Origin of the sequence: Roseburia intestinalis L1-82 (genome assembly GCF_900537995.1) — a bacterium.
Classification (GTDB): domain Bacteria; phylum Bacillota; class Clostridia; order Lachnospirales; family Lachnospiraceae; genus Roseburia; species Roseburia intestinalis.
Genome location: NZ_LR027880.1, coordinates 664,788 through 678,371 on the forward strand (window position 1 = coordinate 664,788; position 13,584 = coordinate 678,371).

The window sequence follows — 13,584 nt, forward strand, 5'->3', positions numbered from 1 at the left end:
ATGAAAGATAATCGTAACAGATACAATGAGGAAATAGAAAAATATCAGAGTATGGATCAGTTTCAGGTTGGCATTGCAGTATTTGATCCGGGTACGACAGAAACGCAATTTTATGATAATGTAAGATCTGTCTGTGAAATGATGAACAACAATATTAGCATTTCAGTGGGAGTTACCTGGGCAGAGCACGGAAAAGAATTTAATGAGAAGATCATGGAAGCTGACTGGCGGATGTATGAACAGAAAAATGCATATCATCAACAGCAGCAGGCTGCACAACAGGAACTGCTGCAATAAATGTTTGAAAGAATAGTATATAACTCCCCTGCATACAATGTAAAAACAAGTATTGCAGGGGAGTTTTTGTGAAAACCTATATTGAGGAAAGAGCTATGGAAATAGCCAGATATATTATTGATAATAATACGACGGTGCGTCAGGCGGCGAAACATTTTGGGATTAGCAAGAGTACGGTACATAAAGATGTTACAGAACGCCTTGTCCAGGTCAATCCATCGCTTGCAGCGGAGGCACGCAAAGTGTTAGATGTCAATAAATCCGAGCGCCATATCCGTGGTGGACTTGCAACAAGGGAGAAATATCTGCATCAGCATGCATAAAACGTAAAAGCGTGTTTATTAAAACAAATGGGCGTGTTTCATAAAACAAAAGTTTATTAAAACAAAAACGTGTTTCATAAAACGGGAAAATGTATTTCAGGAGATGGAAAAATACAATTTACAAAATTGCACAATGAGTTCCATGAATTACAAAAAAAGTTTGTGAAATTAAAACTATTATATGAGCTTTTGGAATACGCTATAATAATCACACGACGTGCAGCAGAGAAAGCGATCGCAAAGATTGCTTTCTCTGTTTTTTTGTCGGCAAAAATAATTATTTTATCAAAAGAATGAGGAGAGAAAAATATGCCAAAAACAAAGTTACAGGAAGTCGTATTTACTATTTTAATGGTGTTCGTCATGGTGTACGCAATGATCTGCTACAACATTGCACTGAACATGGGAGGAATGAGCAACGTTGTATTTTTAAATGCATTTCATGAACTGATCATTATGGGACCGCTTGCGTTTATTCTTGACTTTTTCCTCTATGGATCACTGTCCAAAAAACTTGCATTTCGTATCGTGACACCGGGCGTGGACAAACCGATCATGCTGATCCTTGCCATTTCATCAATCACAGTCTGTCTGATGTGTCCGACAATGAGCCTGGCAGCAACACTTTTATTTAAACATGCAGGAAAAGAAGTGATCGCAGTGTGGCTTCAGACAACAGCACTGAATTTCCCAATGGCATTTTTCTGGCAGATCTTTTTTGCAGGTCCGCTTGTGAGAACTATTTTCGGAATGATCTTTAAAGAAAAAGAAGAACAGGTCATGAAAGAGGAAAGCGAATTTTTAGAGGGCGGAAGTGTCAGAAATTAAAAAGTTATTCCATGTCCGGTATTGGGAAAAATCAGCGCAGCAGCGCAGTCCGCGAGAAATAAGAGTATCAGCACACTGTTGAAGCCACGTCTGAAGCCTGGCGGCAGGGAAAACCAGAGTTTTCGGAAAATTTCAGAAAACACGCAGATCCAGAGCATGCCGGCAACACCAAATCCGACTGCTGACAGAAGGCAGATATATCCGTGAAAATTAAAAGGATAACTGCTGTAATCCCAGTATCGTAAATCGAAAAAGATATCAAGGAACCATCCGATCACAAGTTCTAAAGCTGTTCCGAGAAGGGCAGTTTTTATGAATATTGTGAGCGGGTGGTATTTTGTTTTAAAAAGAAAAAGTCGGTTTGATTTGTGGAGAGACCTGATGGATATAGTTTCTCTGGAAGAATGAAACAGACAGTAAAATACTACCGCTCCGATGCCATAAACGGGGAGCCAGGGACCATAAAAAAATCCGCGGTTGCGAAAAGTATTATCTTTTGCAATGAAGATAAGGGTTTCCCAGAGAAATCCCCAAAAGCTTCCAAGAAAGAAGAAGTGGATCAGCAGGGAAACTGCATCCTGTATAGAGTTCTGCTCCGGTGCGCAGAGTTTTGAAAAATCCGGGAGATTGGAATGTCTTTTCATGTGGATAGTATGACCGGAGATGGAAAGGGATATGTATTTTTGTTTTATAATTCATAGATTTTAAAATATATCAGATTGGTTTTTAAACAGAAATTCTCAGGTAAGTGTCTTTTACAATTAAGTGATATTTGAGCCACAAGCATGTATTTTTTTAATAAAAATGACAAAATACCGTAATGTAGGGAAAAACGCCTTGTAAACTCCTAAAACGTATCTTATAATAAGTATCATTAAAGCTTGTATCAGGGAAGGATATGCTTTTGAAAAAGGCATCGTCATGAACAGATTGCAGGCAACGAAAACATCAGGAGGAAGAAGATCAATGGATCATGAGAAAGTAATTGTCATTGATTTTGGCGGTCAGTACAACCAGCTGGTTGCGAGACGTGTCAGAGAATGCAATGTTTACTGTGAAATATATTCCTACAAGACGGATATCGCGCAGATCAAGGCAATGAATCCAAAGGGAATCATTCTTACCGGCGGTCCGAACAGCTGCTATGAAGCTGATTCACCGACCTGTTCAAAAGAATTATTTGAACTCGGCGTGCCGGTTTTAGGACTCTGCTATGGTGCGCAGTTGATGATGCACGTACTTGGAGGAAAGGTGGAAAAGGCACCTGTCCGTGAATATGGTAAGACCGAGGTTATGGTCGATACGTCATCACCGTTATTTACCGGCGTATCAGAAAATACGATCTGCTGGATGAGTCATTTCGATTATATTTCAAAGGCTGCACCGGGATTTAACATCGTTGCACATACGGCGGATTGTCCGGTTGCCGCAGCAGAGAACCAGGAGAAAGGATTATTTGCAATCCAGTTCCACCCGGAAGTGCTTCACACACAGGAAGGCACAAAGATGCTTCACAACTTTGTACGCGGCATCTGCGGTTGTGAGGGAACCTGGAGAATGGATTCTTTTGTTGAGAATACGGTAAAAGAGATCCGTGAAAAAGTCGGTAACGGAAAAGTACTGCTTGCCTTATCCGGCGGTGTGGATTCTTCCGTTGCAGCAGGTCTGTTATCCCGTGCAATCGGAAAACAGCTTACCTGTGTGTTCGTAGACCATGGTCTTCTCCGCAAAAATGAGGGCGACGAGGTCGAAGAAGTATTCGGACCAAACGGACAGTTTGATCTGAACTTTATCCGTGTCAACGCACAGGACCGTTATTATGGAAAATTAGCCGGTGTGACAGAGCCGGAGCATAAACGTAAGATCATTGGTGAGGAGTTCATCCGTGTCTTTGAGGAAGAGGCAAAGAAGATCGGTGCCGTTGATTTCCTTGCACAGGGAACCATTTACCCGGATGTCGTTGAGAGCGGACTTGGCGGAGAGTCAGCCGTCATCAAATCCCACCACAACGTAGGCGGTCTGCCGGACTTCGTTGATTTCAAAGAAATCATTGAGCCGCTTCGCAACCTTTTCAAGGATGAGGTAAGAAAAGCCGGACTTGAACTTGGCATCCCGGAAAAACTTGTTTTCCGTCAGCCATTCCCGGGACCGGGACTCGGTATCCGTATCATCGGAGAAGTAAATGCCGAGAAAGTCAAGATCGTGCAGGATGCCGATGCCATCTACCGCGAGGAAGTGGACAAGGCAGTGGAGGAATACACCAAAGCAAACGGAAAGGCACCATCCTGGATGCCGAACCAGTACTTTGCAGCACTGACCAACATGCGTTCCGTCGGTGTCATGGGCGACGAGCGCACCTACGACTATGCCGTGGCACTGCGTGCTGTTAATACGGTCGATTTCATGACCGCTGAGTCAGCAGAGATCCCGTTTGAGGTGCTCCAGAGAGTTATGAGCAGAATTATTAATGAGGTGAAGGGCGTCAATCGGGTAATGTATGATTTGACGAGTAAGCCACCGGGAACGATTGAGTTTGAATAATACACAAGAGCCAAGAAACGTTGAATTTACGGCGTTTCTTGGCTCGTTTTTTGTTGCGTGACAATAGAATGACAATAATTTTGGAAAAATTCGAGATACATAGTAAGAAAATTAACTCTCAATAATTTGTCCGTTTATTTGTTTCTTGAAAATACCAGTATCTATGAGCGTTTCGATGGTTCGTGATACTTTCGCATTTGGACAACCAAGCTGAGCAGCAATAGTCTTATGTATTCCTACTTGCCATGGTTGAGCAGGTAACATTTCTTTTACAGTTTCTATAAATTCTTCGTCTATTTGATAATCGTCATATATAAAATCTTTTCTTTTTTCAATAGAAATAAAATCAGGAAGTTGATAATGGGTTGCTAATTCTTTGAGAATCAAATTTGTTTGCTGTCTACTTGACAAATTCCTAATTGACTTAAGATGATTGTCATTGAAGAATTTTATAGTGTTATGCGTTACATCTTCGATAAGTTCTTTAGTTATAAGTTGAGGATTTAATCTTATAATATCGTTTGTACCAAAACTCAGTTTACCAATTACTTTAGCGGTGACTACAAGAGACACAATGGGTCTTACGGATCTCAAATATTTATCTTGGCTTGCTTTAATCGTTCCTTTATAGTTAGGTGTAATGCTATCAACTTTTTTTAATATTATTGCAATGTTAATCCATACAGATAAAGGAATTTGTTCGTTGAACACTTTGTTGTATTGGATGGGATTATTCATAAACTTTGATTTCAATAATACTGCTCTGTGTGGTAATTTTAAAATTAAACTTGTATACCCTCCGGCAAGATATAAAGGGGTTACAATGTCACAAGTAGGAATTCCAAGATTTTGATAATATTTATCTTTGCGTTCATAATATATATCATGTTTGTATAATATTTCTTCTATATCTTTTTGTATTTTATCAGTTGCATGTAATGAATATAGTGGAATTACAGATTGGTTATTGGTTGCTTGTATAATATTTTTTCGTACTAAAGGATCTGTAGATACAACTATTTTAACTAAAACTGAACGGTTGGTAGTATCTGTTCCTCCATTTGAAAAATAGTTGAAAATGGTATTTGTGGTTTGTAATCCATTTACTATTTGTATATTGTCTGTTTCAATAATGTCGTCATATAGAGTGGCGCTTGAAGTAAGAATGGTTATTCCGTTGTTAAGATTCCAAAAATCAATCTTTTCTGAAGATTCTAAAGAATTCATAATATCCGTATTGGTTCTGTTGTTTCCAAGGTAATCACGAACATTTTCCTCAAAAAAGTAGCGTTTTAACTTTTGTTCAGAGTCTGTTATGAAATTGAAGTAGTCTGTTAGTCCAACTAAAACAACAAAATCTTTACCGCATTGGAATCCTTTTTTTATTTTTAATTCCACAGTGCCGTTTCTTTTTGTGCGATATAATATAAGTAATTCTTTAGAACCAATGAATTTCATTTCTGATGTTGTTATAGAAAAAAGTTTATTACATGTAGCCTCAATTTTTCTTCCCTTACATTTGATATTATACGCAACAGTTTCAGAAACACCTCTAGAAATATATCTGATATATATGTTGGTTTTTGTAAGTGCAGGCGAAAGTTTTCTGTATAAGTGTATTAACAACTCCCTCTTAGCTAATATATCACTCTTGTATTTACTTTTTAGCGACTCTGCCTTGATTGTCATATCAAATAATTCTGAAAGAGACGAATCAAGGCTTTCTAGTGGGTTTAATTCGTAGGTGTCGTGATGTTTACAGGTTAAGACATATATTTCCAAATGCGCGTTTGTTCGTGGAAGAATAGCTGACTTGTCTGCGACATAGTTACCATTTACAAAAAAGTAAAGCCCATCAATTCCACCATCGTCGCTACCGTCGACTAAGCCATCAATGATTTGGTCACGAGTTAAATCATAGTTTTTTAGTAGTTCAGATATCGCAAAATCTTCAAAGGCTTTTCCACGATTTTCATTGGTATCATCCATACCGTTTGATGAAATTATGTCATCAAGAATTCCGTCAATTAATATTGTATCATTTGTTGCCATAAATATCTCCTCATATTTTAATCTTTCTTCGGTTTCCGCTTCCTCTTTACATATGAGAAATCCGGAAACAAATCTTTCAATGCTTCTGCAACTTCTTCATTTTCAATCATCTCCTGAACCATCATCTGGTCGTCATCTGCTAAATCAAGAGATACCGAGTAAGATGTATCACTATCTATCGGATTTGCAGGGAAGCGGATTTCTTTCTTGTAGTAATCACTTTCGGTGATTTCTCCGTCATCGAGTTTGTCTCTTAATCTTGCCCAGTACTCAACCATTTTTTTGAATGAATCTAAATCCTCCTGCGGACGAGACCCGGCACTTGGAAGCCGTTCTTCAAACTTTAATACTACTTTGCCATCCTTTATGGTAGGTCGCAATCCATATGCCCATTCCATATCAAATAACACATGGAGTGCACTGAAGATATTTGCTACATCCGGATCTGAAAGTGCAAAGAAGCTGACATTAAGATGATTCGCAATATTAAGCAAAGTTGCTTCGTCGGGATAACGATTTCCTAATTCGTAGTTTCGGATTGTAGACTCATTAAGTCCGCATCGCTCAGCCAATTCCTTTTGGGTAAGTTCGGCTGCGATTCGGAAGTTTCTGATTAAAACGCCTACTCGGCTGGTAAATTTATCGCCCATTACAAAAGCTCCTTCTTTATAAAGCGGATATTCGCAATCCGCGTTGCTACTTGTTCATGAATGCTGCCACTTCGTGGTGGTCAGAAGGGGATAGAATTCCCCTTCTGACACAGGCATCTCCAATAGCTTTGTTCCATATTTCACACGTTAGAAGAAGGAGATTGCCTGTTCAGCATTCAAACTATATACAGTATAACACTAACAGTGCAAAAATGAAATGTTTTTTGATAAATGATATTGACAGTACAGAAATGAACTGTTAATATAATACACAACACAACAGTTCGAAAACGAACTGAATAATAAATGACGAGAGAGGAGGTAGCAGTGTATGGAGAACAAAAGATTTATCAATGTGCAGGATGTGGTGGAAGAGCTTGGAGTCTCGACATCATATGCATATAAGCTCATACGCGAATTAAACGCAGAGCGAGCAGCAGATGGATTTTTGACAATCAAGGGACGAGTCAGCAGACAGTATTTTGATGAACGAATCTATGGAACAACAGATAAGAAAGAGGTGGTTTGATGGCGGTTATTAAGAACCAAAAGACCGGAATGTGGGAGGTCAGGACTTATTACAAGGACTGGACTGGTACACGAAGGCAAAAGACCAAGAGGGGCTTCGCTAAGAAAAGCGATGCCCTTGAATGGGAAAGAGCTTTTAAGTTAAAGGATGAATTGAATATCAATATGAAATTTGCAGATTTTGTGGAACTGTATCTGTCAGATATTCAGCCAAGAATTAAATACAATTCTTACCTGACGAAAAAGCACATTATTGAAACAAAGATTTTGCCATACTTTGGACACAGAAAGTTGAATGAGATTCGTCCGGCGGATGTGATTCAATGGCAGAATGAGATTATGAAGCTCAAGAAGGACAACGGAGAAGCGTATTCTCCGACTTATTTAAAAACCATACACAATCAGTTGAGTGCCATCTTAAATCATGCAGTTAATATGTATGATTTGAAGGATAATGTGGCTCGAAAAGCTGGTTCTATGGGGAAAGAAGAGTCGAAGGAAATTATGTTTTGGACTCAGGAGGAGTATCAGGCATTTATTGAGCAGGTGGCGGACAAGCCAATCTCATATTATGCATTTGAAATTCTGTATTGGACAGGAATTCGTGAAGGAGAACTGCTGGCACTGACACCTAACGATTTTGATTTTACGAAGAAAACACTTCGCATCAATAAATCGTATCAAAGGCTGGAGGGGAAGGATGTAATTACAGATCCGAAGACACCGAAGAGTAATCGAGTGATTGTTATGCCGGATTTTCTTGCTCTTGAAATTGAAGATTTTATCAGTAGATTGGATGGCATTAGAAATGATGATAGGATTTTCACCATTTCAAAGAGTTATTTGCATCACGAGATGGACAGAGGCGCAAAGCTGGCAGGTGTTAAGAGAATCAAGATTCATGGACTCAGGCATTCACACATTTCACTGCTGATTCATATGGGCTATTCGGCACTTGCGATTGCTGAAAGAGTAGGACATGAGGCAGTTGATATCACTTATCATTATGCACATTTATTTCCAACGGTACAGTCAGATATGGCTGTGCATCTAGATTCAGAAAGGGAGGAGCTTATCAATGTCAGAAAAAAATAGAGATGCAAAAAACAGATGGAGAACGGTGACAGTGGCATTTCGCTTGTCACCGGAAGAAAATGAGGAACTTACTAACCGCGTAAAAATGTGCGGGTGCAGGACGAGACAAGAGTATATTATACAAAGCATTCTGCATCAGAAGGTTGTGGCTACAGGCAATCCGCTAATGCTGGTATCATTTCGGCAGAATCTGCAGCACATTGAAGCAGAACTGGAGCGGTTACAAAAAGCGGATGACATGGATTCGGAGCTGCTAACACCAATCAGAACTATGCTGGAGATATTGGAGGCGTTTCGCGAAACGCCTCGTACTCTGGCAGGTATGGAGAGGCTGACAGCCAGTGATGAAGACTAAAAATGTGTTGAATATCGAAAGGAAGCGATTAACATGGGACAGCAAACATTATTTGAAAAAATAGGTGTTCAGTATGAGGAAAGAGACGGATTGTTTTATCCGTTAATCACATTAGATATTAAGGATGATGGTGTGAATGTTGGAAAATACGGGCATATGTGGATGCAATATTTAAAGTCAGAATATCCACAGCGGTATCGGAGTCTGCTACGATTCGGGGAACTGAACCAAAAGGCAGCAGAGGTAAATGAAGTGGCTTATGAATTGCTTGAGGATATTGAAACGGAATGGCTACAAAAGCATAAGCCGAGGAATAAAAATTCTTTTTCAGAAATGTATAAGCTGAGAACGGAAGCAAGGCTGATAGCAGAGGAAGTTGTATTACATGATGTGGTGAATTGTTTTCACTAGATGCAAAGGATGGCATGATACATAGCTCATTTATTCCTACCGGAGCATAGAGATTTTTGTTGTACTTTGGCAGGATAGAGGCAAGTTGTAGACTTCGTATGAAGTGGAGTCGCAGTTGGTAAACAATATGTCGCGTATCCGCGACTATAGCCTCTCCGGCGAGGAGCGCAAAACCCGCTTGCGGGTCTGCATTTTTGATGCCGCAGGTGTCAAAAGTGCTTTTGCGTTACTTTTGACAAAAGTAACAAAACCTTCCCTGGGAAATTTACTGATATGTGCCGTATCCGGCACGAGTACGGATAAGAAGGAGGTGTACGCATACATAGGAAAAGGAGGTAGATTTCAGATGGAAAGAACGATTAGTTTTATGAATGGGGAAGGGTCACTTGGTCATAATACAAGAGCATTTATTGCGGCAAATGTGGATGCAGACAGAACAAAAGATAATATCACTCTTGTGCATGAAGATTTGAAAAAGGTGTATCACAAATTGTTTGATGATTCTCTTAAAAAGTACAATGCCAAGCAGAAACGCAAAGACAGGCAGATTAAGAATTATTATGACAAGATTTCAAGAAGCAAGCAGGAGAAGCTTTTTTATGAAGTCATTGTGCAGATAGGGAACAGAGATGATACCGGCGTGGGCAGTGCTGCGGCTGATACTGCAGTTAAGGCATTACAAGATTATGTGGAGTTATTTATTCGCAGAAATCCACAGCTATATGTATTTGGGGCTTATATTCATATGGATGAAGAGACGCCACATGTGCATATAGATTTTGTACCGTTTTCAACAGATAACAAGAGAGGATTAGAAATAAAAAATTCCCTTAAGGGTGCGCTTGCCTCCAGAGGTTTTGAAAGTGAGGGCAAGGGTAATACCGAATGGCAGCAGTGGTCGGAGGCAGAGAAAGAAGATATTGCCATGATAATGCAGAAATACGGTGTTGGCTGGAAAAAACTGGATACACACAATCCACATTTGTCGGTTTTGGATTATAAAAAGCAGGAGCGTAGCCGGGAAGTCAAAGAATTAGAGCAGGAGCTTGAAGATATCGGTGTTGTAATTGAGTTAAAAGAAGAACGAGAAGCTCAGTTGAACGATGAGATTCATAAACAACAAATGTGTTTGAAAACAGAACGAGAGGAAGCGGAAAAGACCTTAGCGATAGTAACATCCCTGAAAGATAGAATCATGGAAGAAGGGGTTGCACAAGAAAAATATAATAAAGCTTTGGCTGCTGATGGTCAGGAATTGGAAGATATTATTGCAGATAAAAAGAAACAGTTGGCAGATGTGCAGGTAGCACTTAATAAGGCTCGTGCAGTATTTGAGAATGCAAATGAAAAACTGGCTCAGGCAGAGGAAGAATTGTCAGAGGTTAAAAAACTTAGGGATGACCTGATAAAGCAGGGTGAAGGGGATTATTATCTAAAGGAAGAGGTTATTCAGCTGAGGTATGAAAACCAAAATCTGAAAAAAGAAAACAAGGGGCTGCAGGAGAAACTGGATAAGGCGTATGAATTTATGAAAAAGTTTGTGATTGAAGGAAAGTCAATGCTTGATAAGTTTCTGGAGTGGATTGGCGAGAAGGTTAGAGAGGGGAGGGGGAGGTGATACAAAATTAATAGAATTGTTAAGATCTTGTAGTGGAGAAAACCTAGTATTTGTGGTAGAATTATCTTGAGTTTTTGTATACTTTTTTCTAATAGCTGCAAGGACTACACAGAAAAATTGGATGCCGGAGTACAGATTATTGGACTTATTAATATGATATAATTTATATGGCTAAATCTTATGACTTGGGTGGATAGGAGAAGGTATGCGGACAATGTTGTTAAGCTTTAAACCTGAATGGTATAACAGGATTAAAGAAGGAAGCAAGATTTTTGAATATAGAAGAACATTTCCAGATGAAGAAATATTGGCATATATGTATGTGAGTAGTCCAATGAAAATGATAGTGGGAAAGATTCATCTGGGACGAAAAATAGACATCAACACTTGGAAAGAGGAATACAAGGAAGACGCACAGGTGTGTGAAAGGGTAGATGATTTCCTTACAAGACACACATATGCCATGCCTATCTTATCTTTTCGGATGACCAAGGAAATAGACTTGGAAACACTTCGGAAGTTTAATCCGAATTTTGTATGTCCTCAAATGTATTATTATCTGGAAAACTATCCTGAATTGTTTGAGTTTATTAAGAAAAATGCAACAGACATTGGAAAGCCACAAGTTAATTCATTTGAAAACATAGGAAAAGAAGAGATATGTAGAAAACAATACTAGGAGGTCTTGTTATGGGTGATTTTGGTGATGCAGAAAGAAGAATATTAGCATTTATGGCTGAAGGAACAGAGTTCGTGTTCCAAGAGAAGAATTATAAAATAATTCTTTCAGGAAAACCAACATGCCATAAAGGTGAGCCTAAAACAGATATTTATATTTTAGCAGAATCGTCATCTGATAAGGTGGAAATAAAAATATCATATAAAAAAGAAAACGCTGATTTTATTGAGAATAAGATGAGTGCAGATAGAGCAGAGCAATTATTCGGCGAGGACTGGGTAAATATTATTGAGCAATCGACAATGGCTATAAGTGATAGATTTGAAGAAAGAATGCTCATATATAAGAATAAGTTTAAGAGAACGGAAAAGGGCGCTATCACTTTGGGATGGAAGTTTGAGCTTTTAAACAAAAATAGTGGAGATTTATCAGGTAAAATGCTACTTACAGAAGAACAGGTTATTGATGTGTATGCAGGTAGTAATTTGGTAGATGATAAACGAAATGCTATGGTGTCAGGACAGGTTATTGAGAATAGCGGCATAGCCAATTACATATTGATGGATGAAAATGTAAATTCGGCACAAGACGTAATTGATAAAATGGTTCCGATTAAAGAGTATGTGAAGATGCACCCTGATATTTACTTTGCATGTAAGGCATTGAATTATCGTACATTTGCTGGAAAATGGGATGGAGACAGACCACTTTCGGTTCAAGTGTATTGGAATGCTGAAGACAATAAACTTGTTCCCGAATTGGTGTATGATCAGCCATTAACTGTTAAGGGAAATGAAGTGGCGAACAGGTTGTTGCATTATATGAAAAAGCTAAACATTAAAACAACAGACGACATTGATGATGACAATGCCGGGACAGATAGAATAATTTAGAGGTGAAACCATGGCTGTTATTTTAGAAGAAAGAGGGCGTGGCAAATTTAAGCCGGCTCCAGATTATAAAGTGGATGAAGTCAAGGAACTTTTGAATGCTAAAATTGAAGAAGAAAGACAAGCGTTTGCTGATTGTAGTGAAGAAATAGAGTTTGATAAACTCAACTATGATCCGAATAAATGGAACTTGCTGTCATTGTTTTCGGGATGTGGTGGTCTTGATTTAGGATTTGAATTAGCTGGATTAAAAGCCGTTATGGGTGAAGAAGTTATGGAAGCTGCATTTGCTGATAAAAAGGTTTTTGATGAAAACATTAATAATAATGTGTTTAATACGATTTATGTAAACGATATATTTGATGAGGCAAGAGAAACCTATGCACAGAATGCGGGTAAATATATATATATGGACAAAAGCGATATAAGAAAGATAAAGGAGTTTCCTAAGGCGGATATTGTATTAGGAGGTTTCCCTTGTCCGGGTTTTTCTGAGGCTGGACCGAGACTGGTTGATGATAAGAGAAACTTTTTATATTTGCATTTTATTCGTTGTTTGATGCAGAGCAAACCGAAAATTTTTGTGGCTGAGAATGTAAAAGGAATGATGACTCTTGGCAAGGGCGAGGTTTTTAAACAGATTGTTCAGGATTTTGCAGCAGCGGGATATACAATATATCACAAACTTTTAAACTCGGCAGAATATGGTGTGCCACAGATAAGAGAACGAGTGATTTTGGTTGGTGTCAGAAATGATATAGACTTTGAATATGTACATCCAGAACCAACACATGGGTATGGTGTTGAAGGCTTAAAAGAAGTAGTTACGCTTCGTGATGCGATTGGTGATTTGGAAGATAATCCGGGAGATTATTTTACCGGTTCGTATTCGACCATTTTTATGTCACGTAACCGAAAGAAACTTTGGACACAACCAAGTTTTACGATTCAGGCATCTGGTAGACAGGCACCTATCCATCCGGCAGGAGAGCCTATGGTGCATGTAGGTAAAGACAAATATATCTTTAGTGATGGTGAAGAAAACAATAGAAGGCTGTCGGTTAAAGAGATTGCTAGAATACAGACATTCCCTGATTGGTATGAGTTTAGCAGGGGAACAAGTAATAGAAACGATAATGCAAAGTTGGATTTGGTTTATAAGCAAATCGGGAATGCAGTGCCGGTAAGATTGGCATTGGCTGTTGCTGAACCGATTGCAGTGTTTGCAAAGGAACTGTTGGAGAAAGAAAAAGAAGAAGCGGAATATGTTGTTATTCGTAATGTAGGAGAGCAGAAAAGGATGATGGCATAAAAAAG

The 13,584-nt window shown here is 38.9% G+C and carries 16 protein-coding genes; 13 read left to right on the forward strand and 3 right to left on the reverse strand.

Annotation, left to right across the window (positions count from 1 at the left end; translation table 11 throughout):
• From RIL182_RS03315 to RIL182_RS03325, 3 genes are all read left to right on the forward strand, one after another.
• Entirely contained in the window at positions 1–297 is a 297-nt protein-coding gene (locus tag RIL182_RS03315) for a nucleotidyl cyclase domain-containing protein (protein ID WP_022111986.1), read from the forward strand.
• A gap of 68 nt (positions 298–365) precedes the next feature.
• A complete protein-coding gene (gene spoIIID, locus RIL182_RS03320; protein WP_006855150.1) occupies positions 366–620 on the forward strand; it encodes a sporulation transcriptional regulator SpoIIID in 255 nt (84 codons plus the stop codon).
• A gap of 309 nt (positions 621–929) precedes the next feature.
• Complete coding sequence (locus RIL182_RS03325; RefSeq protein WP_006855148.1) at positions 930–1,448, forward strand: DUF2798 domain-containing protein; 519 nt, start codon at positions 930–932, stop codon at positions 1,446–1,448.
• Here the strand turns inward: RIL182_RS03325 and RIL182_RS22125 are convergent.
• A complete protein-coding gene (locus RIL182_RS22125) occupies positions 1,445–1,951 on the reverse strand; it encodes a putative ABC transporter permease (RefSeq protein ID WP_242655445.1) in 507 nt (168 codons plus the stop codon). The genes RIL182_RS03325 and RIL182_RS22125 overlap by 4 nt on opposite strands.
• Here RIL182_RS22125 and RIL182_RS21565 point away from each other — a divergent pair.
• Entirely contained in the window at positions 1,853–2,062 is a 210-nt protein-coding gene (locus tag RIL182_RS21565; protein ID WP_044998433.1) for a hypothetical protein, read from the forward strand. The two genes, RIL182_RS22125 and RIL182_RS21565, sit on opposite strands and share 99 nt — an antisense overlap.
• 352 nt (positions 2,063–2,414) lie before the next feature.
• Positions 2,415–3,989 carry a glutamine-hydrolyzing GMP synthase gene (guaA, locus tag RIL182_RS03335; RefSeq protein ID WP_006855146.1) on the forward strand — a complete coding sequence of 525 codons (1,575 nt, stop codon included), beginning with the start codon at positions 2,415–2,417 and terminating at the stop codon, positions 3,987–3,989.
• 111 nt (positions 3,990–4,100) lie between these two features.
• On the opposite strand, the gene RIL182_RS03340 is transcribed toward guaA, so the two are convergent.
• Together RIL182_RS03340 and RIL182_RS03345 are read right to left on the reverse strand one after the other, a co-directional pair.
• On the reverse strand, positions 4,101–6,041 hold the full coding sequence (locus RIL182_RS03340) for an AIPR family protein (protein WP_006855145.1): 1,941 nt from the start codon (positions 6,039–6,041) through the stop codon (positions 4,101–4,103).
• A gap of 17 nt (positions 6,042–6,058) precedes the next feature.
• Positions 6,059–6,691, reverse strand: a complete 633-nt coding sequence (locus RIL182_RS03345; RefSeq protein WP_006855144.1) for a helix-turn-helix domain-containing protein — start codon at positions 6,689–6,691, stop codon at positions 6,059–6,061.
• A 331-nt stretch (positions 6,692–7,022) separates the two neighbouring features.
• On the opposite strand from RIL182_RS03345, the gene RIL182_RS03350 reads away from it, so the two are divergent.
• The 8 genes from RIL182_RS03350 (at position 7,023) to RIL182_RS03385 (ending at position 13,579) form a co-directional block, all read left to right on the forward strand.
• Positions 7,023–7,220, forward strand: coding sequence for a hypothetical protein (locus tag RIL182_RS03350; protein WP_006855143.1), 198 nt, complete (start codon positions 7,023–7,025; stop codon positions 7,218–7,220).
• Positions 7,220–8,314 (forward strand): site-specific integrase, encoded by a 1,095-nt coding sequence (locus RIL182_RS03355; protein ID WP_006855142.1) that lies wholly within the window; start codon positions 7,220–7,222, stop codon positions 8,312–8,314. Before RIL182_RS03350 ends, RIL182_RS03355 begins: the two co-directional genes overlap by 1 nt.
• Positions 8,298–8,669 (forward strand): plasmid mobilization protein, encoded by a 372-nt coding sequence (locus RIL182_RS03360; protein WP_006855141.1) that lies wholly within the window; start codon positions 8,298–8,300, stop codon positions 8,667–8,669. Before RIL182_RS03355 ends, RIL182_RS03360 begins: the two co-directional genes overlap by 17 nt.
• A gap of 33 nt (positions 8,670–8,702) precedes the next feature.
• The gene (locus RIL182_RS03365; RefSeq protein ID WP_006855140.1) at positions 8,703–9,080 is read left to right on the forward strand and encodes a TnpV protein; all 378 of its coding nucleotides are present in this window, start codon (positions 8,703–8,705) and stop codon (positions 9,078–9,080) included.
• A gap of 346 nt (positions 9,081–9,426) precedes the next feature.
• Complete coding sequence (locus RIL182_RS03370) at positions 9,427–10,698, forward strand: plasmid recombination protein (RefSeq protein WP_044998457.1); 1,272 nt, start codon at positions 9,427–9,429, stop codon at positions 10,696–10,698.
• A 205-nt stretch (positions 10,699–10,903) separates the two neighbouring features.
• Positions 10,904–11,377, forward strand: a complete 474-nt coding sequence (locus RIL182_RS03375) for a hypothetical protein (protein ID WP_044998432.1) — start codon at positions 10,904–10,906, stop codon at positions 11,375–11,377.
• Between the two features lie 11 nt (positions 11,378–11,388).
• The gene (locus RIL182_RS03380) at positions 11,389–12,270 is read left to right on the forward strand and encodes a hypothetical protein (protein ID WP_006855137.1); all 882 of its coding nucleotides are present in this window, start codon (positions 11,389–11,391) and stop codon (positions 12,268–12,270) included.
• Positions 12,271–12,280: 10 nt separating this feature from the next.
• Positions 12,281–13,579 carry a DNA cytosine methyltransferase gene (locus RIL182_RS03385; RefSeq protein WP_006855136.1) on the forward strand — a complete coding sequence of 433 codons (1,299 nt, stop codon included), beginning with the start codon at positions 12,281–12,283 and terminating at the stop codon, positions 13,577–13,579.
• Positions 13,580–13,584 lie beyond the last annotated feature (5 nt).